This window comes from Helicobacter heilmannii, from assembly GCF_001283065.1.
Lineage (GTDB): Bacteria > Campylobacterota > Campylobacteria > Campylobacterales > Helicobacteraceae > Helicobacter > Helicobacter heilmannii.
In genome coordinates this window covers 184,252-208,877 of the sequence record NZ_CDMK01000003.1, presented here as the reverse complement: position 1 = coordinate 208,877, position 24,626 = coordinate 184,252, and the positions used below count along the sequence as shown (strand labels likewise).

Below are 24,626 nucleotides of genomic sequence, written 5' to 3'. Positions count from 1 at the left end.
CAAAAAGGATACCCATGAAATACCTCATCAACCTAGACAATGGCGGGACGCTTACAGATATTTGTGTGGTGCAAGGCTCAGAGGTGCACTACACCAAAACCCTTACCACCCCTGTGGATCTCTCTGAGTGCTTTTTTAAGGGCATTACAAAAGCCAGTGAGGAAATTTATGGTGAGGATGGGTTTATTAAGTTGCTACACAGCACGGAGCTTATCCGCTATTCTTCTACCCAAGGCACCAACGCCTTAGTAGAAAGAAAAGGTCCTAAACTAGGTCTCATCACCAACGATGCCACCCTTGTAGAGAAGCTCACTCAGAGCACACAACAACAAGAATTGCTTGCTAGCCTAGTGGGCAATCGTGTCTTTGTGATCGCTAATTTGGCAGGTGAGGACTTTGAGGTGGATTTAGCCAATGCCGTAAATACGCTCACCAATAAAGGAGCAGAGCGGCTCGTCATCGCCATTGAAGATAAGGACGATGAAAAGGACTTCAAACATACCTTTTTATTGCAATTCCCTAGGCATTTGCTAGGCTCTGTGCCCGTGCTCTTTTCTTGGGAGTTTACCAACGATACCAGTCGAGTTAGGCGCATTTGGTCAGCTTTGCTCAATAGCTTTTTGCACCCGACCATGGAGCGCTTTTTGTATTCTGCCGAGCACCGCTTGAAAGCCCACAAGGTTAGAAACCCTTTGCTGATTTATCGCAACGATGGGGCATCCTCAAGGGTGGCTAAATCTGTGGCGTTGAAGACCTATTCTTCAGGCCCAAGAGGGGGGATTGAGGGCACCAAGGCACTAGCAAAGGCCTATGGTTTTGAGCATGTCTTGATGGTAGATGTAGGGGGGACCACCTCAGATGTTGGGGAGGTACACCAGTATAAAATCAAGACAGAGAGGCGGGGCAGTGTGGAGGGGATTCAGATCTCCTTTGAGCTCAGTGATGTCAAATCCTTTGGTGTGGGTGGGGGTTCGATTTTTCGTGTGGACAATAAGGGGGCGATCAGCGTGGGTCCTGATAGCGTGGGTGCAGCACCCGGGCCTGCTTGTTTTGGCTTTGGAGGCACGGACGCAACGATCACGGATGTCAATGTCGCTTTGGGGATCATCGATCCAGATACCTATCTGAATGGGCAACAAAGACTAGATAAGGAGCGCGCAATCCAGGCCATCCGTGAAAAGATCGCCAAGCCTTTAGGCTTGAAACTAGAGGAGGCGCTGTTTAAAATGGAGGAGGTCTACGCACAAAAATTGGCCACATGTTTGCAAGATAGGGTGCAAGAGGGCACTGTGCTAGCTGCCTTTGGAGGTGGGGGGCCTATGAGCGCATGCTTGGCGGCCAAAAAAGCGGGCATTAAGCGCGTGATCGTGCCCAAACTTGCCGCGGTGTTTTCGGCCTATGGGATCAGCTTCTCGGATGTGGCCCAGACCTTTGAGAGAGACATCACGGGCTTAAACAAACACGAGATTGAAAAAATCAAAGCCCAGATGCAAGAGCGCGCCAAAAGGCACATGTTTCAAGAGGGGTATGACTTTGAAGATTGCAAGGGGGAATGGCGGGTGATCGTGGAAAACGCCGATGGCTCTGAAGCGCACAGCACCACCCTAGAGGACACCGCCCAAATCAATAAAGACCAAAGACGCATCTTGGCCTACCATATCCGCTATGAACTCTCCCACCCCAGCCTGCGCGCCAGTCTGCCCAAGCGCAAAGTCGGGCCCAAAGTGAGCGGCACAAGAAATGTCATGGGCTTAGATGGCATGCACCAAGAGGTGGTGTTGATCCTTGATAAACAGGAGATGGGGGCGTATATGGAGGGCCCAGCGATTGTAGAGGGGCCCTTTTTCACCGCTAGGGTGCCAGAGGGCTGGAGCCTTGCCGTAACGGATAATGGCGATTTGATTTTAGAAGACTTGAAAACATAAGGAGAGAACATGCGCGTTCCTATGACCGAATACCTGATGATCGATTTAAACAGCGAGCGGTGGCTCTGCCGTGTGTGTGGGCATGACTTTGGCGATGCTAGAGATACTTACAAAAAGGGCACTCTCATTTACGACAGAAACCCCGAGGAGATCCATCCGCCCATTTTAGACCCCAAACGCTACCAATACACCTTTTCGCCCGACCCCAAGTTTTGCCGTATTTACGAATACTATTGCCCCACTTGTGGGACACAGATTGAAACCGAGTATGTTCCTCCCCACTATCCCCCCACCATAGACATGCTATGGGATATTGACGATCTAAAAAGGCGTTGGAAGGAAATTGGGCAAGACCCGGAAACTAGCGTGCATTATGGCCCGGGTGAAAACGCACAGGCGGACTTGCGGGCGCGCTTTGATAAGGATTTTGATCAAGATAAGGGGGGCGCATGAAACGCATTTCTGTAGATATTGGTGGGACTTTCACGGATTGCTTTTTTGCGTGGGATGGCCAATACATCGAGTCCAAATCCCTAACCACCCACCATAATTTGTCTTTAGGCTTTAATGCCGCCTTGGACAATGCGTGCAAAATCGCGGGGCTCACTAGAGAGCAGGTACTCAAAGAAGTGGATAGTGTGCGCTATGCGACCACTTTGGGCACGAATGCGCTCATTGAGGGTAAGGGTCCAAGGGTGGGGGCCATTGTTACGCATGGTTTTGAGGATACCATCCATTTATCAAGAGGTAAGGGCTATGGCGAAGGACTAGATGTTACCGAGCAGGGCAACATGCCCAACGCCCAACGCCCTGATCCGATTGTGCCTAGGCGCATGGTGCGATCTGTCAAAGAACGCGTGGATAGCGTGGGCGAGATTTTAGTGCCTCTGCAAAAGGAAGATGTACGCAAACAGGTGCGCGATCTGGTGGATAATGGCGCGCAAGCGATTGTGGTTGCGCTCACCAATGCCACAGAAAACCCTAGCCATGAGCAACTCGTGCTCGAGACGATTCTAGAGGAATATCCTGCCCACGAATTAGGCGCAATTCCAGTGATTTTGAGCTCTCAAGTCTCCGGGCGCAAGGGTGAATATGTGCGCGCTAACACAACCATTATTGATGCCTTTTTATACGAGATCATGTTCCATGCGCTCAGCCAACTGAGTTCTAATTTGCGTGATAGTGGGTATGGCAAGCCCATGCTCGTGATCCACAATAGCGGAGGGATGGCCCAAAGCAACTCTACAGATAGTCTGCAAACCATCCACTCCGGGCCAGTAAGCGGGGTGAGTGCTTCCCAGCACCTCTCAGAGACAACAGATATTGGTAATGTGGTGTGCATGGACATGGGCGGAACTTCCTTTGACATAGGCATTTTGCCCAAAGGCGGGGTCAAGCACTATGATTTTCAGCCCGTGATTTGCCGCTGGCTGGTAACCTTGCCCATGATCCACCTTAACACCCTAGGGGCGGGTGGCGGATCGATTGCCACTTACGATCGTATCCACCAAGCCATCAAGATTGGACCTGAGAGCGCGGGCTCGGACCCCGGACCTGCTTGTTATGATCGGGGCGGGCTAAACCCCACGGTCACAGATGCGGACTTGCTTTTGGGTTATTTAGACCCGGATAATTATGCCAATGGGGTGATCAAACTCAATCCCAAACGCTCTAAATTTGTCATTGAAGACAAACTCTGTGATGCACTGGATTTGGATGTGATTGAGGTAGCCAAAGTCATTAAGCGATCTGTTGATGAGCAAATGGCAATTGGGATTGAAATGGAGTTGCGCAAAAATGGGGGCAATGTAGATGAGTTTACCATGGTTGCCTATGGGGGCAATGGTCCTTTGCATGCTTGCGGGATCGCCTACCACGCTGGCATTAGTAAAATCCTTTTCCCCCCTTTTGCCTCTGTTTTCTCCGCTTTGGGTGCGGGCAACATGAAGCCTTTGCACATCCACGAGAGAAGCGGTTATATCGTGCTCTATGAACCCATCGAGCGCAAACTCTTTGATGAGTACGATCGCCTAAACGAATACATTGAGGAGTTAGAGAGGCGTGGTAAGGAGGATTTGCGCCGCCAGGGTTATGATATTTCTAATGTGCAACACCGCTTAGAGATGGATATGCGCTATGGCAACCAGAGGGTAACAACCTCGGTGGTTTTAGACATGAATCGCATCAGCAATGTGGGTGATGTTTTGCACGCCATTAGAACTTTCTCAGATGTCTATGCTAAGCGTTATGGCAAGGGGGTAGAAGCTCCTGAGGCAGGCGTGCGTGTGCAGACCGTGCGCGTGGCAACTTTCATTGAGACCGATGTTGTGCATTTTAAAGAACTCTACTCTAGCCACAAGAGAAAAACTCCCAGCGCTAAAAGTGTGCGCAAGGTGCATTATGTCAATGAGAAAGAGCCCATTGAGACGCCCATTTATGATGAGAGCGTTTTGAGTGCAGACTATGTCATCCATGGCCCTGCCATCATCACCACTAAGAGCACGACCTATTTGGTAGAGAAAAACTGGCGCGTAGAACCCACACCTCAAGGTGCTGTCTGGCTTTTAAAAGATCAAACATTTTAAGGAGGAAATATGCCAAGCAAAGCCCATCAAGGAAGCCACATAGAGGCCCACAAACACCCCCACGCCCACAGCCACCATGAACACCCTTCTAAAAAGGGATTAACTCCAGAAGAACAGGCCTGGGTAGATGATTTTATGAATGAAACCACCCTATTTTTGGGTCCTGATCCTAAGATTATGCGCCACCATTCCATCGCCAAGCGCACGCCCCTAGAAGAAGAGGTGCTTAAAAAAGGGGGGAATCCCTTACTCTACGATCGCATCCGCAGGCGTTTGAGTGGATCGCTTGATGAAGCCTTTGAGATGTGTGAAAGCATGGGCGCAGCACCCGGAGCCAAGTGGGCAGATTTGTCTGTAGCGGTCTATACCGCAAGTGGAGATGTGTGTTACATGTCCAATCGGGGCGTGATCGCCTTTGCTGCTGTGTTACACCACCCCATCCGCTACATCATGAAGTATTGGAAAGACGAGCCTACCGTGGGCATCCATGAGGGCGATGGCTTTTTCCACAACGATGCGCGCTTTGGCTGTGTGCATAATACCGATCAATCTATGCTGACCCCGGTGATCCGCAACAACGAGATCATCGCCTGGGTGGGCGCAACCATCCATGAGGGCGAAAATGGGGCGTGTGAGCCGGGCGGAATGCCTAGCGGCTCTGAAACCCCCTTTGATGATGGTTTGCGTGGGAGTCCCATGAAGATCGTAGAGAGGGGCAAGTTGCGCCGGGATTTGCTCACTTTTTTACAGCACTCCACGCGCGATCCAAAGCTGATGCTCGCTGATATTAAGGTCAAAATGGGGGCGGTGCGCCGCGTGATGGATATTGTGGATCGCATGATCGATGAATACGGCGTTGATGCTTTTGTGGGAGCAATCCGCATGACCGTGGAGGATGTGGAAAATGAAGTGCGCCGGCGCATTGCGGCCATGCCAGATGGCATGGTAACCGTGGAGCAATTTGTGGATTCCACGCTCAAAGAAAATATTTTGATCAAATTTGCTTGTAAGATCACCGTCAAGGGTGATCACATGACCGTAGATTTGAGAGGTTCGGGCAAGGAGATCATCAACCGCGCCATTAACTCCCCACTAGCTTCCACCAAGGCCTTTTTTGCCCAAGCTGTGCTCTCTTATTGGTGGCCTGATTTGCCCAGATCCACTGGCGCGTTTTCTCCTATTGAGGTGATCTCCGATGAGGGCACTTGGGGAGATTGTTCCTATGATGCGCCCAATGGGCAGAATTTGCAAGCCTCTTTTAGGGCCTTTAGTGCGCTCCAAATTGCCTATGCCAAGTTGCAGTTTTCCATGCACACCAAGTACGCCAATGTGCTTGCGCCCTGGTTTAACCAGATCAACGACTTTTTATGGGGCGGAGAAACCCAGCATGGCGAACAGGTCGGCAATTTGTGCGCGGATTTAAATGGCATGGGCGGGGGGGCGAAGGCCTTTAGAGATGGTGAGGATGCGGTGGCTCCTTTGTTTTGTGCGATGGCCGATATTGGCGAGCAAGAGGTGATGGAGGAGGAAGTACCTTTCTTGCAACTAGTCAGCAAGCGCGTGGTGCGCGACAACCAGGGTTTTGGCAAATTCCGCGGAGGGATGGGCTATGAGATGATTGTAGCCGCGCGCAACACTCCTGAATGGGGCTTTATGACCGTAACTTCAGGCGCAAAGTTTTCTAGCGTGGGCGGGCTCTTTGGAGGGTATGGGTGCGCTACTTACCCCTTAGCGATGGTTAAAGGGATCAACATCTTTGAGATCATCAAGAAAAACCCCGAGGAATTTGATCTGTCCATGGAGCGGGTGATGAATGAACGCCCTTTCAAAGGGGGGGTTTATACGACTTATCACATGGGCTTGCAGTTTGACAGGTCTCAAGAGGGCGAGCTGTATATGATTGCCCAAGGCTGTGGCGGGGGTTATGGAGATGTGCTCGAGCGCGATCCAGAGCTTGTCATGGAGGATTTGCAAGTAGGGCGCATTTCTGAGCATGTGGCCTCTAACATTTACAAGGTGGTCTGGGATAAGGAAACTTTTGTAGTCGATGCACATGCCACCAAGCAGATGCGCGATAAAGAGAGAAAGGCCCGCCTTAAAAGAGGTTTGCCTTATGATGAATTTATCAAAAAACATGTCAAGGACGAGCCGCCTAAGGATTTGCTTTACTATGGCTCTTGGGGCGAGGAAAACCCTGAGGAGCTCATCGCTACCGTGTGGGATCACCATGGCCCTAAGCGCGTCAAAGGCAAGCTCAAAGACATTCCCTTGGTGGTAGTGCCCAACCGCCATGTGGTCAAAATCGCGCAATTAGAAAAACGCGTAGAAGAGCTAGAGATCAAATACGAGGGGGGGGTTAGACCTAGGTTGGTCTAGTCTGCTCGCCAAACCTTGCTCCACTAGAAGGAGTGGTGGTGGGGTTTTTAGTCATTCTTGGTTTTCTTGCTTCTCATCTAATGGTTTACTTGATGCTACAAAAAGGCAAAGAAAAATTTTACGGCGTGGGCTCTGTGGTGGTTAATGGAGTGCTGCAACCACTGGACTTAGCCACGGCCAAACGCAAGGGCTTAGAGGAGCTAAACGCGGCGTTTGATGAGAAATATAACTTATATCAGTATATTTAACATTTACACACAGATACACCAAAACATAAACGGACTTTAGTAATAGAAATGTTGATTAAAGAAAAATCTTAAGCGTTTTGGTGTATCATGGGGCAATGAATGAAACTTTAACTCCCCGTGCTACTTTCGGCAGTTTCAAGGACGGCCGAAGGCAAGAAGAAAAAAAGGCCATAGAGGCGTATGTGCGCCAAAACATGGCAGACTTTGATATTACTAACGCACCCACAGCGCGGAGGAAAAAGCCCGCCTAGTAACCTTTATCACCTCGACATGGGCGCACTTTTCCACGACTTTGACCGTCCGTATCTTGCTTGAAACTAGATTTGCCCATGTAAACATCTAGGGCGATGGCATTGTGGTGGTTTGTGGTGTCTCTTACTGTGTTATAATCCCTCAATGTTGCGCTTCATTGATTTATTTGCCGGTATTGGGGGCATTCGGCTTGCTTTTGAACAAGTAGGGGGCCGGTGCGTGTTTTCTAGCGAGATCGACCCTCACGCTAGAGAGACTTACCATGCCAATTTTAAAGACACCCCGGCAGGCGACATTAGAGAAATTAAGGCAAGCGACATTCCCCCCTTTGATATCCTCTGCGCAGGTTTCCCTTGCCAAGCCTTTAGCATCATAGGCACACAAGGCGGACTAAACGACCCAAGGGGGGCGTTGTTCTTTGAGATTGTGCGTATTTTAGCCCACCACAAGCCCAAAGCCTTTTTGCTTGAAAATGTCAAACAACTTGCCACCCACAAACAAGGAGAGACCCTACAAGTCCTTTTAAAACACCTAGAAAACTTAGGCTACTCTATGCGTTATCGAGTCTTAAATGCTCTAGATTTTGGCTTGCCCCAAAAGCGCGAGCGCTTGATTTTCGTGGGTTTTTTAGATGCGCATTTAGCCAAGACCTTTAGTTTTGACTTTGCGAAAATCCCCTATGATTTAGCCCAAGTCTTAGAGCCCAACCCCCCGCAATCTAGTCTAGCCAGCGTGTATATCCGCAAGAAACGCTTACAAAGCGTGCAAAACAAACGCCTTTTCAGCCCTTCTATTTGGCATGAGAACAAGAGCGGGAATGTCAGCATTTTAAACCACGCCTGTGCGCTTAGGGCAAACGCTTCACATAATTACCAATTGGTCGATGGCGTGCGCCATTTCACGCCTAGAGAGTTGCTAAACCTTATGGGCTTTCCAAAAGGTTTTAAAATCGTGGTGAGCCCCAGACATTTACGCACCCAGTGCGGCAACTCTGTGTGTGTGCCCGTGATCGCTGCGGTGGCTAGGCACTTAGTGGAGTTGCTTAAAAATGCCCAATGCGCCTAGGTTAAGGGATTTGCGCCCCCAAGGGGGGTTAAATGCCTTTTCTAAAAGTTTTATTGTGGAGTTGGGCGGGCATTTAATCTATTGGATTGCGCTTAAGGGGGAGATTGGGGGTGATGATTTTGTGCGCGCTTTAGGAGGAGCGTTTAAAACACAAATACGCCTCTCCCCCTTAGGCTTGCTTGATTTAGAACATGAGGGGCTTGGCTACAGCGCAAAGACCATTAAGGCGAAAAATCCCTTCAAACTTAAAGCGGCCCGTTTAATCATAGGGCGGGCTAGCCCCTTTTACTCTTACAAAATGGAGTGGCAAAAGGACCTACAAAAAACGGGGCTGGCTCTCATCAATATTTATAACGAACGGATTAAAATCGCTTTGCACTCTTGTCAACAATTAAGGTTAATGGTTTTGGTGCGCTCACTAGATTTAAAAGAGTTTATCTTGTTTGAAGAACTCGTTAAGCCCCTTAAAAATCTCTACTCTTGGGAGCTTAACCCTAGGGGTAATTTAATGGGCTTTGACAAACAGGAGCATCACTGCTTCACATGGCAACCCCACGGCGCACAGCTCACGAAAATCACCCCCATCCCTAAGAACGCCCTCAAATTTAGCCTGAAACACCCTCCACCCCTAAATCCTCAAACCTTTTTAGAACAAATGGGATTTAAGGGGAATTGGGTGCGTATGCAAGATTAGAAGTTATAGGGCAACTTTGGTGGTAAGAGTGAGCGCGGGGGTGGCAAGAGATTTTTTTTGGCTCATAAACTCCTAAACCCCACCTTTGCGCCCCACATTCCATAACTTTAACTCTATTGTTTCATCCCTAGCAAAGTTTCGATCATGCGATCGACCGCTGTAACGACTTTGGCGTTGGCGGCATAACCACTTTGGAATTTGATGAGATTGACCATTTCTTCATCGGTGCTGACCCCTGAAATGGCTTGTTGTTCTTTTTTGATGACATGCAAAATAGCATCCTTGCTCTCTAAAGTCTTTTTGGCATGTTCAGCCTCGGTGTGAACCTTACCCACGAGGAATTGGTAATAACTCTCAAGCGTCATGGGTTTGCTGTCTAGCTTGTTGTCTTTGAAGAAGTCCACCTTGTCGTATTGGAGTTGTTGCATCATATTGGCAACATCAAAGTTGCCATCAATGGGGGCAAGCCACGGGCGCAGGGCGGTGGGTTCTTTGCGGTAGGTGTCGTTGATTTTAATGTCCCTGGCACTGTCGCCTTCAAAGAAGGTGTTAAGCCCTAGCGCGCCCGTAAAATTCGTGCCATGGTCTCTAAGCGACACAAACAGCCCTTGAGAGGGGTTTTTAGGTTGGATGGTGAATTGTTTAGCATCGCTGTCGTAATGCGCCACGAAGTAATCGTCAAAATCGTTCGTGGTGTTGTTGTCGTGGTTGTCGTCTGTGTTGGCATTGATTTGGGCGATCACATCGTTCATGGTGGTGATGGGGGTGATGGTGATGGTTTTTTTGGCGATCACTTGCCCGTTGGTGTTGTAAGCGAGTAAATCAAAAGTCCCCGTTTTGATGTTGTGGTTGGTGTCCTTTAAAACCTCAGTACCTTGAAAGTCCATGATGTGCCCTTCAATGCGGTGCGCCGCGCTTTGGGCGTAAATGGCGTTGGTGGCTTGGATCAAGCCTTTGGCGAAGGTGTCTAGGCGATCGATGTAGGTTTGCAATTTACCCTTTCTAGTGCCATTCAAGCCATCGTTATACACACCCATCAACGCCCCCACCTTGCCCTGATCGATCTTGTCGGTGATGTTGACGACTTTAAAATCATCGCCCCTAAAGTAGATTTGGGCAAGCTGGTTTTCGTTTTTATTCTGCTCAACCACTAGGGGGTGGAAGATCGCCCCGTCCACGATGTTAAACCCATATCCCACATTAAAAACATAGCCATCGTCAAAGTCGGCGGTTTTAATGTCATTGAGCGAGTAGGTCTGTATGTGGTTCTTGGTCACATTGCCCCCGATCAGCTCTTTGAGGTGAAACTCTAGCTGGTCGCGTTTATCGCGCAGTTCGTTGGCTTGTTTGAGGGTTTTAGCGTCCTCCATTTCTTTAAGGTGCTTGTTGATGTTGGCGATTTCCCTACCTAGGCGGTTCACTTCGGTGATGGTGCTGGTGAGCTCATGGCTGGCTTTTTTCTGCAAGTCTACAAGGCGTGCGCGGGCATCGTGGATGCTCGTGGTCAAGGTTTTTGTTTTCTGTACGAGGGCTTGCTTGGTGGCGGGGGATTTAGCGTCTTTGGCGAGGTCTTTCCATGCGTTGAAGTAGTCTTGCAGGTCTGTATGCACGCCCACTTCGTCCATGTCGGGGAAGTAAGAAGACGCTTCACGCAAATTGTCAAATTGGGTGCTGTAATAGGCTTGCTCTTGTTTGGCATGGGCATAGCGGGCAAAGACAAATTCATCGTGCGTGCGTTGGATGCTTTGGACATTCACCCCCATGTTCATGTTGCGGTTGGTGTACATGAGGGTGCTTTGGGGTGTGGCGATCACGCGCTGTCGGCTGTAAAATTCATCGTTGGCGTTGGAAATGTTGTTGCCGGTCACATCCACCATGACCTGGTGGGCTTGTAAGCCGGTGTAAGAAGTGTTTAAAGTCGCAAATATCCCGCCCATAAAATCCCCTTATGCCCGCACTTGTAAAAAGCTACTGGCAACGGTCTTTTGGTTGTAATAGCCCGTGCTCTCATAGGGCACAATCTGTTGCATGAGTTTGGAGTAAAAGTCCGACACCGCAAAGACAATGCGGGCGTAATCGGCGTTGATCTCTTTAAGTTCGGTTAAAAGCTGGCGCATTTCTTTTAAAAGCACAGAGCCACGCTCGTCTAAGAGATTGACTAGTGGTGTGCCGGGGTTTTTTTCCATCAAGACCAACATCTCTTGGTCAAAAAGGGCTTTGCAGTTTTCAAAAGAAGCAATGCGCTCTTTCTTAAGGCCGTTGCGGGCAAAAACCGCCTCGTGGTTGGCTTCTTTAATGTCTTCTAAATCTTGGGAAGTGAGTTGGATAAGGGTTTGCAAATCCTGCACGGATTGCTCAAGATAGCCATAAAGCATGCGCCGCCTTCAAGTGGTTTCATACCAAGCTATCTTTGATGAAGAATTATGAAACGCTCGGTATCGCTTTAGCCAAGCAAATCCCGTGCCATTTTATGGGCGGTTTTGTCCATATCTACCTTATAATGCCCATTTTCTACTGCCTTTTTGATTTGGGCGACACGATTGGACTCTTGGGCTTCGCTGGCTTGGGCGTGGTTGGCGGGGCGGGACGCTTGCACAGAGCCTAGGTGGCTATAAGAGGAGGTGGTACCTACAGGCTTGACCATGGCAAATCCTTTCTCGAAGTTTCTTTCGGGCTAGATCGGCAAAAGTTTTAATTTTTTAATCATTGCATGATACGCATCGTTTTGGACAATTCTTGGCGCAATTCCTTTGCGTTCGTCGGGGATTTTTTAACGGTGTCTATCGCTGAAAACACGGACTGCGTGCTACTGAAGGTGTAAACCAACAAGAGCAACAGCACACAGCAAAAGAGCAAAAAGGTGATGGTCGGTACAAGCCAAACATGTCGGTTGAAGCGCACTTTTTTCATCAAGACCTCTAAAAAGTTTATTTATAAGCTATTCTATATTAAAATCCAACTTTTTACAAAATAAGGAAGGCGATGGTTCGGTTCATTTTGGCGTGGCTCTTTTGCGTGGGTTTTAGCGGGGCATCTGTGGGGCAGAGACTCATTTGGGAGCATGGCATGACCTTACTCAAGTTTTTTAACAAACACCACATTGACCCCAAAATCTATTACAACTTGTCCTACCAAGACAAGGAATTAGGCACAGAGATCCGCGCGGGCGTACCCTACTATGCACTTAAAAACGACAAAGGCCAACTCTTGCAAGTCTTGGTCCCCGTGGGTGAGTCCGTGCAGCTGCGCCTTTATAAAGAGCCTAGCGGGCAGTATGCATTAGACTTCATCCCTATCATCTACAGCACCACTAAAAAAACCTTAAGCGTACACATCAAGCACTCCGCCTACCACGACATTTTTAAGGCCACGGGGGATGCTAAACTTGCCCAAGAGTTCATCGGGATTTACCAAAAAATCCTCAATTTAAAACGCACCGTGACCAAAGGCGACCAATTAAGCCTCATTTACACCCGCAAATACCGCCTAAACCAACCCTTTGGCTACCCCAACATCAAAGCCGCTATGCTGCAAGCCCACAGGCGCGATCATTATGTCTTTTCTTACAAGGGTAAGTATTACGATGAAAGGGGGAGGGAGGTCGTGGCGTTCTTGTTGGAAACCCCCGTGCACTACACTCGCATTTCATCGCCCTTTTCTCTAGGCCGCATGCACCCCATTTTAAAGCAAATCCGTCCCCACTATGGCATAGACTTTGCCGCCAAAAGGGGAAGTTTGATCCACGCGGCCACCGATGGCTATATCGTGTCTATCGGGCGCAGAGGGGGGTATGGCAATGAAATTGAGATCAAGCATGGCAGCGATTTGCGCATGGTTTACGCCCACATGAGTGCCTTTGCCAAGGGCTTGCATGTGCACAGCTATGTCAAAAGGGGGCAGGTGATCGGCAAGGTGGGCAGCACGGGGCTTAGTACAGGCCCACACCTGCACTTTGGGGCGTATCTTAACGACCGCCCTGTTGACCCGCTCGGGCGTATCCGCACCGCCAAAAGCCAACTTCTAGGGCACGATAAGCAGCTTTTCAGCCAAGCCATCAAGCCCTATTTAAAAACCCTGGAAGACTTGACCTCCTTTGAATACGCCCAAAAAGAAAACGCAAAGAACACAGACTAATGATCGCTTACGATAATATCCAAATCACAGACTGCCCCACTTCCGCCTATTTCAAGCCTAAGCGCATTTTATACGAGGAAGATGGGATCAATAAAAGTTGGGACATGGTCCGCGTGCATGATAGCGTGTCCATTTTGCTTTACCACATAGAGAAGCAAAGCTTTGTGTTGGTTAAGCAGTTTAGGCCCCCTGTGTTTGTGAGTGCATGCATCTATGGAGGGCAGAGTGTGGATGGCTACACTTATGAGCTGTGTGCGGGGCTTGTGGACAAGGCGCATAAGAGTGTGGCGCAGATCGCTTGCGAAGAGGTGCTTGAAGAGTGCGGGTATGCCATTGTGCCTGAAATGTTGCAAAAAATCGGGGTGTTTTACAGCTCCACGGGTATTAGTGGGAGCAAGCAGACCATGTTCTTTGCGCGCATTAGTCAAAACCAACACGCCCATCAAGGCGGGGGGATTGACACTGAGGACATCGAGATCATTTACTTGCCCTTAGATCAGGTGGAGAGTTTCATGTCAAACGATCAGCTTTGTAAAAGTGTGGGGGTGGGCTACGGCTTGGTGTGGTTCCAACAACATTTTAAGGATGGGCATGTTTAAGTGGTTTTTAGTGGTTTTAGGGCTGTGTGGGCTCATGTCTGCCAAAGATTGGAGTGCACCCCTAAAAATCAACATCGACAGCGTGGACACCTCTAGAAAAGTCGTGCAGTTTCAAGCCTACGATTTGCAGGTGGGTGAGAGCGGGTATGTGCTCGCCAAACTCACTGACTACGATGTCATCGTCGCAGGCCTTGAAGTGTTTTCCATTGAAAACGGTGTGGCTTACGCCAAATACACTCCATACAAGGTGATGAAGCAAAAGCACTTGCCCACCCCCCGCATGGTACCTAAAAAGGGCAATTTGGCGATCTTTAGGGAGTTCAACAACCAAGCCTTTTTGATCGCCCCCGATGTGCATAGCTACGAAAAGGTGAAGGACGACTACCCAGAAACGGTCTTCATCAACTCAGATTTGTTGGTGGCGTTTTTAAACGGGTTTGACCCAACCGCCAGGACTTTAAGGCGGGCTTGCGACATTTACAGTGTGGGGCTTATCTACCTTGTCAGTACCAACCGCTTAAATATCCTAGACTGCCAAAGCTTTGCTATTTTGGAAACCAAACCTTTTGACACTTCAAAGGTGGGGCGCACATTCACACCCTTTTTCTCCCGTGTGGAGGGCGTGGATAGAGGGACTTTTGGTAAGTTAGTCGCCGGGGGCAAGGCACGGCATTACTTCAGCTATTACGATAATTTGTTGCGCAAAGAGGGGCAGAGAAAGTTAGAGCGTGAGATCAAGTCAGAGGATAAAAAGGAACTAAGAAAAGACATCAAAAAAGCCAAGAGCGAAAAACAAAAACAAGCCCTAGAAAGGGAATACCACAAGGAAATCCAAGAGGAAGAACGACAAATCGCCCCTGAACTCTCCAAACAACAAAAGGCAGAGGAAAAATCCCTAGACCAAGCCACCACCAAAGAGCGGACAAAAGAGGCTAAAGAGGCGAAAAAAGAGCGCAAGCGGGAGCTGGCTAAAGAAAAACAAGAGGAAAAGGCAGAGAAGAAAGCTAAAAAAGCCGAGAAACAACAAGAGAAAGCAGATAAGAGACGCATCCTCCAAGAGGAGAAAGAACTAGGACAATAGGAGAGCCCATGCTAAACCCCGAACACACCAAGGCTTTGCGCGGCTTTGTGGGGGGGGACAATTTTTTCACCGACCCCGCCCATTTGAGTACCTACGCCTACGATGCGACTAGAGAGCGCCACCTGCCCGAGGGCGTGATCTTCCCTAAAAACGAACAAGAGATCAGCCAAATCTTGGCCTATTGCAACCAGCATCAGATCATCGTTGTGCCTAGAGGGGCGGGCAGTGGCTTTACAGGCGGGGCCTTGGGGGTGAGTGGGGGGCTGATTTTAAGCGTAGAAAAGCATTTAGACAAAATCCTAGAGATCGACACCAAAAACTTAATCGCAAGGGTGCAGCCGGGCGTGATTAATAAGCACTTCCAAAACGAAGTGGAAAAATTAGGGCTCTTCTACCCGCCCGATCCAGCCAGCCAAGATCAAAGCACTTTGGGGGGCAATGTGAGCGAAAATGCGGGGGGCATGCGTGCGGCTAAATACGGGATCACTAAAGACTATGTGATGGCTTTGCGGGCGGTGCTCCCCAATGGCGACATTATCCGCGCGGGCAAGAAAACGATCAAAGATGTAGCGGGTTTTAATGTGGCGGGCATTTTGATCGCCAGTGAGGGTTGCTTGGCGGTGATCAGCGAAATCACTTTAAAACTGCTGGCCAAGCCCAAGTTGCGCCAATCGGCAATGGGGGTGTTTCAAAGCATCCAAGAGGCGATGGAAGCGGTGTATAAAACGATGGCGAGCGGGGTTACGCCTGTGGCGATGGAGTTTTTAGACAACTTAAGTATTCGGGCAGTGGAGGAGCGTTTTCATAAGGGGCTACCCATTGAAGCGGGGGCGATTTTGATCACGCAAGTGGATGGGAGCGTGCCCGAGCAAATAGAATGGCAATTAAACGCCATTGAGGGGCATTTTAAAGCCAATGGCTGTGTGGATTTTCAAACAGCCCACAACGCCATAGAGGAGGAAAACCTGTGGTTTTCACGCCGCAACGCGTCCCAGAGTATTAGTGTTTATGGCAAGAAAAAACTAAACGAAGATGTGACGGTGCCACGAGCGAGTCTGCCCGCTTTGCTTGAGGAGGTTGGACGCATTTCTAAAGCCTATAACTTGCCCATCCCCTGTTTCGGGCACACAGGTGATGGCAATGTGCATGTGAATATCATGCTTGAAAACCCCGAAACACAGCTAGAGCAGGGGCAAAGGGCGATGGAGGAGATTTTTAAATGTGCCATCGCTTTGGAGGGAACTTTAAGCGGGGAGCATGGCATTGGACTGTCTAAAGCCAAATTCATGCCCCTAGCCTTCAGCCCTGAAGAGATGGGGCTTTTTCGAGCGATTAAAAAAGCCTTTGATCCCAATAATATTTTAAATCCCTTTAAAATGGGGCTGTGATTTTAGCCTATTTCAAGCTCCCTAAAAGTTTTCCTATCCCCTGCTTGGCTTTATGTACAGATGATCGGGGCTTGGTGAGCGTGGATTTTGTAAAAAGGACGCGTAGCGTCCCTGCCCCAAGTCCCGACCCACTCATGCAAGCCGTGCTAGAGAGTTTAGCAGACTATTTTAGTGGCACTCTTTTTAGTTTTGATCTGCCCTTGAGCTTGTCAGCTAGCCCCTTTAACTTGCAAGTGTGGCAAGCCCTGCAAAATATCCCCTATGGCACAACAAGGACTTATCAAGAAATCGCTTATGCCATTAACAATCCTAGAGCGTGTAGAGCCGTAGGCAACGCCAACCACCACAACCCCATCCCTATTATTATCCCTTGCCACCGCGTGGTACCTAAAAGCAACGGGGTAGGTGGCTATGGGGGCGGGGTGCAGATTAAAGAATGGTTGTTAAAACACGAGGAGTACCACAAACCCCACATCAAAGCCCCATAAAGTTACATCGGTTGGAATTGGGACCAAAGGTGGGGCGCAAAATTTGGGGGGATTAAGCACGACCAGTGGGCTAAAAAGCCCACAAGATTAACTCATGAAAGGACGGCTGAAATTACCGTATTCTCACTTAAGTTTAGCTTATTTGCCAAATACGCGCTGAAAAATTTGCTCCGTGCGCTCTAGGTAATGCTCTTGGCAAAAGCACGCCTTGATTTTTTCTATGTCTATCGCCTTTAAACGGGGATCGGCAAGCAGTGTGTTTAAAAAGCCCTCTTTGTGATGTCTGTCCTCTTGTAAGTCCTGCCACACCTTGGCGGCGCACTCTTGTACGATGGCATAACTCTCCTCCTTGCTCAAACCTAAGTTTGGCAGTTCTAAAAGCACCTTTTGCGAATACACTAGCCCACCCGTGCGCTCCAAATTTGCCTGCATATTCTTAGGATAGACCACAAGGGTTTTAAGCAAGTTGTTTAGGCGGTGTAGCATAAAATCCGTGGTGGTGAAAATGTCGGGAAAGACAAAGCGCTCTACCGAACTATGGCTGATGTCGCGCTCGTGCCACAGGGCTACGCTCTCTAGCATGGGAGTGGCATAGCCTCTAATAACCCGACACAGCCCCGTGATGTTCTCGCTTAAAACCGGGTTGCGTTTATGTGGCATGGCCGAGCTGCCCTTTTGCCCCACGCTAAAGGATTCCTCCGCCTCATAAACTTCAGTGCGCTGGTAGTGGCGGACATTGATAGCAATCTTCTCGCAACTGCTGGCAAGCACTGCCAGGGCATTGATGAGTTTGGCATGCCGATCCCTTGAGATGACTTGGTTGGTGATCAAGGCGGGCTTTAGTCCCAAAATTTCACAAGTCTTTTCCTCTAGCTCTAGGGGGATATGGGCGAAATTGCCCATCGCCCCGCTCACCATGCCCACGCTCACTTCCTCGAGCACCCCTTCTAAAGATTTCACATGCCGGCGTATTTCTTCAAACCACAATGCCCACACCAGTCCAAAGCTCATCGGCTCGCCGTGGATACCGTGGCTACGACCAACGATGGGCGTGCTTTTAAACTCAAGAGCCCTAGTTTTTAACACCTCTAAAAGCCCTTGCAAGTCTTTAAGGATGATCTCTAGGCTTTTTTTAAGCATGAGAGCTAGGGCCGTGTCGATGCAATCACTGGAGGTGATTCCATAGTGAAAAAAACGCGCTTCCTCGCCTAAGTTCTCGCAGACGGCATTGACAAAGGCGATTAAATCGTGTTTAGTGGTCTGCTCAATCTCATAAATGCGCTCTAAGCTAAAGCTAACTTCTTGGATTTTTTGGCAACTCTTAGCGTCTATCACGCCTAGGGCGTGCCACGCTTGCACAATCGCCTTTTCAACTCTTAGGTAAGTGTTAAACTTATTCTGTGCACCCCAAAGGTGCGCCATCCCCTCCAAAGCATAACGATCGACCATTAAACCTTGGCTTCCTCCCGCCGCTGCAAGTATTCCCAACGGGCATCCACATCCTTTTGCAAGGCTTCAATGATGTGTTCGTTCTCTTTTTTGAAGAGGTGGGCGAAGCGTTTTTGCACACCCAAATAATCGCGCACAGGCAGGACATTGCGGGGGCGGTAGGTGATTTTCAACTCTTGCCCGTGAAAAATTTCAAACAAAGGAAAGATCAAGCAATCCACGGCCAAATCTGTCATTTCAATCGCCAAAGAAGAGTGGTATTTCCATTCAGTCGGGCATGGGCTAAGGGCATTGATGAAGCAGGGCCCCTCTGTGTCTAGAGCGGTTTTGATCTTTTTATTCATGTCCTTCCACTTGTTGGGGGCGATTTGGGCGGTGTAGGGGATGCCATGCGCTGCCATGATCAAGGGCAGGTCTTTTTTACGCTCTTTTTTCCCAAAGCTCACTTTACCCGCAGGGGTGGTGCTGGTGCTTGCGCCCATAGGCGTGCTCCCGCTCCTTTGTCCCCCTGTGTTGGCGTAGTTTTCATTGTCTAGGCAGATGTAGGTGATGTCATGTCCGCGTTCCATACACCCGCTGATGAATTGAAAACCGATGTCATAGCTCGCGCCATCGCCCCCAAAGGCAACAAATTTGGGGCGCTGACCGGTGTATTTGCCCTTGCGCTCTAGAGCTTTATACATGCTCTCTGCGCCGCTGATGGCGGTCGAGCCGTTTTCAAACCCAATGTGAATCCAAGGCACATCCCAAGAAGTGTGCGGATACACCGCCGAGCACACCTCTAAACAGCCTGTGGAGTTGCCTAAAACAATGGGGCCATCCACGGCGTTTAGCACCTCCCTAACGATGATCCCATGCCCACAACCCGGACAAAGGAGGTGAGAGCCTTCAAATTTTTCTGCTGATTGGCTAAAACTCTTGAGTGTTTTGACTTCTTTAACCATGTGTTCTCCTTAAAAGTAAGACAATTCAGGCCTAGAAAGCCCGATGAATTGTTGGGTGGGGTGGGTGAGTGTGCCTTTTTGCGCGTCTTGGCTCAAGTCCTCAAAAATATGGTCTAAGTCCGCTTGGGTCAAGTCGCGCCCACCTAGCCCATAAATGTAGTTGCTAAGCACCGGGTGGCGCGAGCCTTGCACTTGATACAAACTTGCAGCCACTTCATTAAAGAGCGCGCCCATCGCACCAGAGGGCGAACTTTTATCCATCACCGCCACCGCTTTGGTCTTTTTAAAGACTTCACCCAAAGCTACAAAGGGGAAAGGGCGCAATAAGTGGGTGGTGACCACACCCGCTTTAATGCCCTTTTCCCTGGCTTTCTTAGCCGCCACAATGGCAGACTCCCAAGTGGTGCCCAAAGCAAAAATCGCCACTTCAGCATCTTCCATATCAAAGGTTTCTAGGATGTTGTATTGCCGCCCGGTGATTTTGGCAAAATCGTTAAAGATTTCCTCTAATACATGGCTAGACTCCATGATGGCGTGGTGCAACTTGGCTTTGTGCTCAAAGTGCCACTCCTCTTCGGCCTGGGCCCCGTAGCTTACGGGCCTATCAAAGTCAAACATGGGGTGCACGGCCACATAATCACCCACGAATTTATAAGCAACATGGTCGGCTAGGGGGCGGACATTCTGCACGGTGTGCGAAGATAAAAACCCGTCTTGGTGCACCATCACAGGCACCCTAACTCCTGTATGCTCGGCAAGTTTAAACGCCATTAGAGTGAAGTCATACACTTCTTGGGGATTGCAGGTGCAAAGGTTGATCCAACCGCTATCTCTGCCCAAATACATGTCCGAGTGGTCGCAGTGGATGTTTAGAGGCGAAGCCAGAGCGCGGTTAGCCACATTGAGCACAATAGGCAGGCGCATCCCTGCGGCTTGGTAAAGCACTTCCACCATGAGGGCAAAACCTTGTGAACTTGTGGCGGTGCTGACCCTTCCGCCAGCAGCAGCTGCCCCCACACATGCGCTCATGGCGGCGTGTTCGGATTCGACCAAAACGAACTCGCCATCAATGTAGCCATTGTCTTTAAAAGAGCCGTAGTTTTGGATAATGGGTGTAGAGGGGGTGATGGGATAGGCCGCTACGACATCCACCTGGGCCTGTCTTAGAGCGTGCGCACTCGCAGTGCAACCATCCCACGCCTCCACGCCATTTAATTGATAACTAGAAGCCATTATAACCCCCTTCTGTACGGTAGCTTTTCTTTTTCAACCCCTCTTTCTTTTCTGGCCATTTGGTGAGTGCCTCTTCTAGAGGTTCTAAATTATCAAACATCAACAGAGATTTGGGGTTAGTGGGGCAAACATCCACACACACCCCACAACCCTTGCAGTGCTCGTAATCGATCCCGCTCATTTTGCCCTCTCGAGACAAAATGGATGCGTCAGGGCAATATACCCAACAATTAAAGCAGTTGATGCAAACATCCTTGTTGTGTACGGGTTTTTCCACCCGCCAATTGGCCACACTCGCCGTAAAAGAGCTGTTCGTGGTGTAGGTGCGTTCGTTGTTATGTTTACCTAGTTCTTCTTGCCCTTGTTTTTCAAAGGGGAAGAGCACCGCCCCCGTTTCAAATTCTTGCCAATTTTTCATGGTTGTCCCCTTATTGTACTTGGGCGTAGGCGTGGTCGATGGCAAGCATATTCGCATCGATCAAGGCTTGGGACATTTTTTTACCCAAGACTTCTTTAAAAGTATTTTTGAAAAACTCCAACTCTAACATACCAGATACTTTCATCAACGCCCCGAGCATGGGGGTGTTTGGAATAGGGCGCTTGATCGTGTCCATCGCGATTTTAATGCAGTCGAGTGTGAAGACCTTCTTGTTTGCCAATTCAGGCTTTTTTTCAAACAGTCCTTCTTTGCCTAAGTGCGTGGTGATGATGTAGATCGTGTTGGGCTTTTCATCTTCCGTAATATCGGTGATGAAGGTGAGTCCCGGGTCGATCACCAAAACATAATCTGGGTGCATAAATTTCTCATGGTTTAAAATAGGTTCGGAGTCGATGCGGTTATATGCCGTCATCGCTGCCCCCCTTTTTGCTGACCCATAGACCGCAAAACCTTGCACTTCTTTTCCTGTGGTGGTGAGCACATCGGCTAAGCCCTTTGCGCCCGTAACCGCGCCTTGGCCGGCGCGTGCGTGCCATCGAATTTCTAGCATTGTTCTCCTTCCTTAAAAATAGACAAAAAATAGTCCGCAGTGCGTGAGGATTATACAAGATTTTTGGTAAACTTACGCAAAATAAGGGAGATTTTAAGAATGCATGCACTACAGAATACTTTTTACAGCCCAAGAGCTCTTACTCTTTTGCTCACAACCCCTTGTGTCCAACAAAAAGCGCACTACAAAAAGCATTTGGCCAAGTTAAAAAGTCTACCCCATCTAGTCTAGAGCAAATCAAAAAGCAAAAGCAGTCCTGGTACCCTGCTTTGCAAACAACGCCCAAAGAGCCCAGCCCTAGAGCTTTTGAAGTGTCTATCCTTGGGAATTAGCATTTTTACGCCCAAAAAGTGAGAAAGTTCCACAACGACCTCATCAACACTCTAGTGAAGGGTATTCTAGAGGACGACCTTAAAATAACATGCCTTTTTGAGAGTATTGCGCCCTCAAAGGCCATCCCTTAGAGGATTTTTAAGCCTTTTTACAAAAGCAGAGCTTAAGCCCAGCCCTAGAGAAAAGTTTTAAAGAGTATTTAGACGACTTTAATTCCAACAAACCCAAAATCTTTAAGAAACCTCTCTCTCAAGAGAGCCTGAAACAAGATCTGGTTTAACGATTTGTACTTTTTTGCCACGACTTAGACAAGCAAGCCCATAAAGCCAAACAAGCCGCCTATTTTAAAGCCAAGTTTATACAAGAGAGGCGACAAGCGTGGCAAAAAGAACAGATCCTTAAGCAAATTCACGCCCTAGAGCTAGAAAAAATGCGCCTCTTCACCAGTATACTAAGCAAGGAGGTGTTTGTATTAAAAAGCGCGCCAGAGAAAAGGGATAACACCAGCAACAAGACAAGGAGTTGCTAAAGCTATGATTAGAGAAGCGCAAGGGCGATGAGGGCATCAAATCGCAGAACCCTAATACAGATGACCACGACAACGAAGCACTAGGCAATGTTCAAAGCGTGAAACACATTATAACCACCTTATACAACCTTAGCGACCCAATAGACCCCACGAAATTAGCCCATGCCCTCCAAAGCCTTATGGGCTTTCTCTTAGAAGAGCACACCTCCTGCCCAATCTAACGCCCTATTTAGACATAGACCTAGAGCTGTCAGCTCTTTAGCACTACCTTTAAGGCAGGTGTTAGACTTGCATAAAGGCATTTTAGGTAAAGAGGTGGTTAATCCCTTTAAGAGGGGCAAGTGGGGGCTCGTGAAATTGTGGAATATCTGAAAGAGTGTGCAAGGGCAAATACCCTTTGAAAACAACAGTGGGGCTTTTGACTTTTACACTGTCCCTAGAGGTGTATGGATGCGAGGGCCACGACTTCGATGTGGAGGTGTTAATCATTGGGGATTGGGGGAGTGCAAATATCCACTATGCCAAGGGCAAATTTGCTAGCTCAGACCACAACTATGTTTTTGAGGGGATCGCCCCATTGTGCTTAAAGCATGCCTATCTTATATTGCGCCACCATTTGGAGCTTTCTAGGTTTAATGGCATTGTGCTAAAAAACATCGCTAAAAATTCATTGATGGGGATTGAAATCTCCCTCCCGCCACTAGAAGTGCAAGAGCAAATAATTACAGAGTGCGTGGCGGTGAAAAAACGGACTCAAGAGTTGCAAACGGCATCCAAAAATTATCAGGCCTTAATTTTATCGGTATTAGAGGTATGTGGCATGGCTAAAACCACTAAAAGCTCGCCCCCATTAAACAAATCCTATAAACCCTAGCCACCCTAAACTAGAGCCCCCACGCCCACAGAGCCCAAGCTCGAGCAGTTCAAAAAGCGTCGTGCAAGCCCTGCCTAGCCCATCTTCGTGGGGTGGGTGCAAGAAAAGCTTAAAAATCTCAAGCCGTTACTCAAAGCGGGGCAAGCACCCAGATACGAAAACCTTCATATCCAGCTCATCAAATCAGGGCAGGCATAGGGGTAATCACATTTGATTTTTCACAAAAACACTATGTAGATGAGGATTTTATCCTAGATAAGCGCAAGCGACAAAATGGATATTCTCATCAACTCTACATGGTGGACACAGCGGGACATATAGCTTTATTTAAAGCGAGAGGGGGATTTTCTCGCAGATAACCACATCACCATTTTTTTAGACCCAACCTCTCCACACTGTTGCTAAAATCTGAGCTTTATCGTTTTATGAAGATGGGGTTTAGAAACATTGAAAAATGGCGCAGGGGCAAGCGAGCAAATTGAGATTTCTTTAAGCACACTAGAAGAGCTTAAAACCCTCCTTCTACCCTTAGAGGTGAAAAGCACATCAACACCGCGCCCTCTCCCAAATTGAGGCGCAAATCACTGCACCAGAACAAGAGATTGCCACCCTTGAAGGGCAAGAGCAAATGGGTACACAACTTACCCAAGCGCAAGTACAATCTGCACAAATGGGATCACTGCATGCTAGGGACACACCACACACTCTAAAAGGTGCTCGCAGATTTGGATAAAACACCCTGATTTCTTTTATGGGAATGGCAGGGGTATCCAAAGATGGCTATATCCAAATCCCAAAACCCCAAAAGATTTTAAGATGGGGATACACCTACTTCGCCTAAAACGACATCATTGCCAAAACACACCTTGTAAATACGCCCTAGTCACAAATTTAACCAATGGCATCGGCTTATGTGGTGCCAAGTTTCATGCCTTCCGCGCCAAAAAAAGGGTTTTTGCCTACATTCTTGTTTTTATGCCCAAACCAAAAAACGATCGCCACGAGGCAGCCGAACACATGACATGGACGAGCGGATATAAGAGAGTGCCGATTGCTTTTTACGAAGTCCTTAAAATCCACCTACCTCCCCTAGAAGTCCAGTACATCACCCACACCATTGCCCACATTGAGTATCCTAAGTGCCCTGCAAGCACAGACTAAAGCCCTAGAGGGCCAAGAGGTGAAGATTTAATGGCATTTGGCTAAACCACAAACCTAACACTAAAATGCTAAAACGCCTTGAAACCCAGCCAAAACCAAGAGTCTGAAATGGAGCTGGCACCACAACCTCCATAAACCCCTGTTTCCACGAGTTGCAAAGCCTGAAGATGGGTGTACTCCAGGGGGAAACTTTCAAGTTTCCATCTTGAGCCACCGCAGAGGCCAAACCCTCTCCACTCTCCAAAGCCTTGTAACCCCAATTAGCAACCCCAAGGGGTA

Annotated in this window: 23 protein-coding genes; 14 read left to right on the top strand and 9 right to left on the bottom strand. The window is 48.7% G+C overall.

Annotated elements, in window-relative coordinates; all coding sequences use genetic code 11:
- The first annotated feature begins 14 nt into the window (after window positions 1-14).
- From AOG36_RS07540 to AOG36_RS09160, 7 genes are all read left to right on the top strand, one after another.
- On the top strand, window positions 15-1,925 hold the full coding sequence (locus AOG36_RS07540; RefSeq protein WP_015107401.1) for a hydantoinase/oxoprolinase family protein: 1,911 nt from the start codon (window positions 15-17) through the stop codon (window positions 1,923-1,925).
- Window positions 1,926-1,934: 9 nt separating this feature from the next.
- Window positions 1,935-2,378, top strand: a complete 444-nt coding sequence (locus AOG36_RS07535; RefSeq protein ID WP_015107400.1) for an acetone carboxylase subunit gamma — start codon at window positions 1,935-1,937, stop codon at window positions 2,376-2,378.
- A complete protein-coding gene (locus AOG36_RS07530) occupies window positions 2,375-4,510 on the top strand; it encodes a hydantoinase/oxoprolinase family protein (protein ID WP_053825792.1) in 2,136 nt (711 codons plus the stop codon). Before AOG36_RS07535 ends, AOG36_RS07530 begins: the two co-directional genes overlap by 4 nt.
- Window positions 4,511-4,519: 9 nt before the next feature.
- Entirely contained in the window at window positions 4,520-6,886 is a 2,367-nt protein-coding gene (locus tag AOG36_RS07525; RefSeq protein ID WP_015107398.1) for a hydantoinase B/oxoprolinase family protein, read from the top strand.
- Between the two features lie 92 nt (window positions 6,887-6,978).
- Entirely contained in the window at window positions 6,979-7,134 is a 156-nt protein-coding gene (locus tag AOG36_RS07520) for a hypothetical protein (RefSeq protein ID WP_015107397.1), read from the top strand.
- A gap of 396 nt (window positions 7,135-7,530) precedes the next feature.
- Window positions 7,531-8,451: a DNA cytosine methyltransferase gene (locus AOG36_RS07515; protein ID WP_015107392.1), complete on the top strand. Its 921-nt coding sequence runs from the start codon at window positions 7,531-7,533 to the stop codon at window positions 8,449-8,451.
- Between the two features lie 10 nt (window positions 8,452-8,461).
- The gene (locus AOG36_RS09160) at window positions 8,462-9,145 is read left to right on the top strand and encodes a hypothetical protein (protein ID WP_231850656.1); all 684 of its coding nucleotides are present in this window, start codon (window positions 8,462-8,464) and stop codon (window positions 9,143-9,145) included.
- 113 nt (window positions 9,146-9,258) lie between these two features.
- Here the strand turns inward: AOG36_RS09160 and flgK are convergent, their stop codons facing one another.
- The 4 genes from flgK to AOG36_RS07490 form a co-directional block, all read right to left on the bottom strand.
- Entirely contained in the window at window positions 9,259-11,082 is a 1,824-nt protein-coding gene (flgK, locus tag AOG36_RS07505; RefSeq protein ID WP_053825790.1) for a flagellar hook-associated protein FlgK, read from the bottom strand.
- A gap of 9 nt (window positions 11,083-11,091) precedes the next feature.
- Window positions 11,092-11,520: a hypothetical protein gene (locus AOG36_RS07500; protein ID WP_015107389.1), complete on the bottom strand. Its 429-nt coding sequence runs from the start codon at window positions 11,518-11,520 to the stop codon at window positions 11,092-11,094.
- Window positions 11,521-11,588: 68 nt separating this feature from the next.
- A complete protein-coding gene (locus AOG36_RS07495) occupies window positions 11,589-11,789 on the bottom strand; it encodes a flagellar biosynthesis anti-sigma factor FlgM (protein ID WP_015107388.1) in 201 nt (66 codons plus the stop codon).
- Between the two features lie 59 nt (window positions 11,790-11,848).
- Window positions 11,849-12,055: a hypothetical protein gene (locus AOG36_RS07490; RefSeq protein ID WP_015107387.1), complete on the bottom strand. Its 207-nt coding sequence runs from the start codon at window positions 12,053-12,055 to the stop codon at window positions 11,849-11,851.
- A gap of 72 nt (window positions 12,056-12,127) precedes the next feature.
- Here AOG36_RS07490 and AOG36_RS07485 point away from each other — a divergent pair, with 72 nt between their 5' ends.
- From AOG36_RS07485 to AOG36_RS07465, 5 genes are read left to right on the top strand one after another with little or no spacing between them, the layout of a single operon-like run.
- Window positions 12,128-13,279, top strand: a complete 1,152-nt coding sequence (locus AOG36_RS07485; RefSeq protein ID WP_015107386.1) for a peptidoglycan DD-metalloendopeptidase family protein — start codon at window positions 12,128-12,130, stop codon at window positions 13,277-13,279.
- Entirely contained in the window at window positions 13,279-13,878 is a 600-nt protein-coding gene (locus tag AOG36_RS07480) for an NUDIX hydrolase (RefSeq protein WP_015107385.1), read from the top strand. Before AOG36_RS07485 ends, AOG36_RS07480 begins: the two co-directional genes overlap by 1 nt.
- Complete coding sequence (locus AOG36_RS07475) at window positions 13,871-14,959, top strand: plasminogen-binding N-terminal domain-containing protein (RefSeq protein WP_015107384.1); 1,089 nt, start codon at window positions 13,871-13,873, stop codon at window positions 14,957-14,959. Before AOG36_RS07480 ends, AOG36_RS07475 begins: the two co-directional genes overlap by 8 nt.
- A gap of 8 nt (window positions 14,960-14,967) precedes the next feature.
- Window positions 14,968-16,347: a glycolate oxidase subunit GlcD gene (gene glcD, locus AOG36_RS07470; protein ID WP_015107383.1), complete on the top strand. Its 1,380-nt coding sequence runs from the start codon at window positions 14,968-14,970 to the stop codon at window positions 16,345-16,347.
- Window positions 16,344-16,835 (top strand): methylated-DNA--[protein]-cysteine S-methyltransferase, encoded by a 492-nt coding sequence (locus AOG36_RS07465; RefSeq protein WP_015107382.1) that lies wholly within the window; start codon window positions 16,344-16,346, stop codon window positions 16,833-16,835. Before glcD ends, AOG36_RS07465 begins: the two co-directional genes overlap by 4 nt.
- A gap of 138 nt (window positions 16,836-16,973) precedes the next feature.
- On the opposite strand, the gene purB is transcribed toward AOG36_RS07465, so the two are convergent.
- The 5 genes from purB to AOG36_RS07440 are packed head-to-tail and all read right to left on the bottom strand — an operon-like array spanning window position 16,974 to window position 21,450.
- Window positions 16,974-18,284, bottom strand: coding sequence for an adenylosuccinate lyase (gene purB, locus AOG36_RS07460; protein ID WP_015107381.1), 1,311 nt, complete (start codon window positions 18,282-18,284; stop codon window positions 16,974-16,976).
- Window positions 18,284-19,228, bottom strand: a complete 945-nt coding sequence (locus AOG36_RS07455) for a thiamine pyrophosphate-dependent enzyme (protein WP_053825789.1) — start codon at window positions 19,226-19,228, stop codon at window positions 18,284-18,286. Before AOG36_RS07455 ends, purB begins: the two co-directional genes overlap by 1 nt.
- 9 nt (window positions 19,229-19,237) lie before the next feature.
- The gene (locus AOG36_RS07450; protein WP_053825788.1) at window positions 19,238-20,461 is read right to left on the bottom strand and encodes a 2-oxoacid:ferredoxin oxidoreductase subunit alpha; all 1,224 of its coding nucleotides are present in this window, start codon (window positions 20,459-20,461) and stop codon (window positions 19,238-19,240) included.
- Window positions 20,451-20,879 (bottom strand): 4Fe-4S dicluster-binding protein, encoded by a 429-nt coding sequence (locus AOG36_RS07445; RefSeq protein ID WP_015107378.1) that lies wholly within the window; start codon window positions 20,877-20,879, stop codon window positions 20,451-20,453. The genes AOG36_RS07450 and AOG36_RS07445 overlap by 11 nt, the downstream gene beginning before the upstream one ends.
- A 10-nt stretch (window positions 20,880-20,889) precedes the next feature.
- Window positions 20,890-21,450, bottom strand: a complete 561-nt coding sequence (locus AOG36_RS07440; RefSeq protein WP_015107377.1) for a pyruvate flavodoxin oxidoreductase subunit gamma — start codon at window positions 21,448-21,450, stop codon at window positions 20,890-20,892.
- 1,259 nt (window positions 21,451-22,709) lie between these two features.
- Here AOG36_RS07440 and AOG36_RS07435 point away from each other — a divergent pair.
- Together AOG36_RS07435 and AOG36_RS07430 are read left to right on the top strand one after the other, a co-directional pair.
- Window positions 22,710-23,186: a restriction endonuclease subunit S gene (locus AOG36_RS07435; protein WP_015107371.1), complete on the top strand. Its 477-nt coding sequence runs from the start codon at window positions 22,710-22,712 to the stop codon at window positions 23,184-23,186.
- Between the two features lie 816 nt (window positions 23,187-24,002).
- Window positions 24,003-24,347, top strand: coding sequence for a restriction endonuclease subunit S domain-containing protein (locus AOG36_RS07430; RefSeq protein WP_015107369.1), 345 nt, complete (start codon window positions 24,003-24,005; stop codon window positions 24,345-24,347).
- Window positions 24,348-24,626: the final 279 nt, after the last annotated feature.

Coding starts and splice junctions, on each gene's coding strand:
- AOG36_RS07495 (WP_015107388.1), bottom strand. CDS start 11,789: ATGGTCAAGCCTGTAGGTACCACCTCCTCTTATAGCCACCTAGGCTCT.
- AOG36_RS07530 (WP_053825792.1), top strand. CDS start 2,375: ATGAAACGCATTTCTGTAGATATTGGTGGGACTTTCACGGATTGCTTT.
- AOG36_RS07440 (WP_015107377.1), bottom strand. CDS start 21,450: ATGCTAGAAATTCGATGGCACGCACGCGCCGGCCAAGGCGCGGTTACG.
- AOG36_RS07540 (WP_015107401.1), top strand. CDS start 15: ATGAAATACCTCATCAACCTAGACAATGGCGGGACGCTTACAGATATT.
- purB (WP_015107381.1), bottom strand. CDS start 18,284: ATGGTCGATCGTTATGCTTTGGAGGGGATGGCGCACCTTTGGGGTGCA.
- AOG36_RS07480 (WP_015107385.1), top strand. CDS start 13,279: ATGATCGCTTACGATAATATCCAAATCACAGACTGCCCCACTTCCGCC.
- glcD (WP_015107383.1), top strand. CDS start 14,968: ATGCTAAACCCCGAACACACCAAGGCTTTGCGCGGCTTTGTGGGGGGG.
- AOG36_RS07490 (WP_015107387.1), bottom strand. CDS start 12,055: ATGAAAAAAGTGCGCTTCAACCGACATGTTTGGCTTGTACCGACCATC.
- AOG36_RS07430 (WP_015107369.1), top strand. CDS start 24,003: ATGGGGATACACCTACTTCGCCTAAAACGACATCATTGCCAAAACACA.
- AOG36_RS07450 (WP_053825788.1), bottom strand. CDS start 20,461: ATGGCTTCTAGTTATCAATTAAATGGCGTGGAGGCGTGGGATGGTTGC.
- AOG36_RS07520 (WP_015107397.1), top strand. CDS start 6,979: ATGCTACAAAAAGGCAAAGAAAAATTTTACGGCGTGGGCTCTGTGGTG.
- AOG36_RS07475 (WP_015107384.1), top strand. CDS start 13,871: ATGTTTAAGTGGTTTTTAGTGGTTTTAGGGCTGTGTGGGCTCATGTCT.
- AOG36_RS07525 (WP_015107398.1), top strand. CDS start 4,520: ATGCCAAGCAAAGCCCATCAAGGAAGCCACATAGAGGCCCACAAACAC.
- flgK (WP_053825790.1), bottom strand. CDS start 11,082: ATGGGCGGGATATTTGCGACTTTAAACACTTCTTACACCGGCTTACAA.
- AOG36_RS07515 (WP_015107392.1), top strand. CDS start 7,531: ATGTTGCGCTTCATTGATTTATTTGCCGGTATTGGGGGCATTCGGCTT.
- AOG36_RS07535 (WP_015107400.1), top strand. CDS start 1,935: ATGCGCGTTCCTATGACCGAATACCTGATGATCGATTTAAACAGCGAG.
- AOG36_RS07500 (WP_015107389.1), bottom strand. CDS start 11,520: ATGCTTTATGGCTATCTTGAGCAATCCGTGCAGGATTTGCAAACCCTT.
- AOG36_RS07445 (WP_015107378.1), bottom strand. CDS start 20,879: ATGAAAAATTGGCAAGAATTTGAAACGGGGGCGGTGCTCTTCCCCTTT.
- AOG36_RS07485 (WP_015107386.1), top strand. CDS start 12,128: ATGGTTCGGTTCATTTTGGCGTGGCTCTTTTGCGTGGGTTTTAGCGGG.
- AOG36_RS07455 (WP_053825789.1), bottom strand. CDS start 19,228: ATGGTTAAAGAAGTCAAAACACTCAAGAGTTTTAGCCAATCAGCAGAA.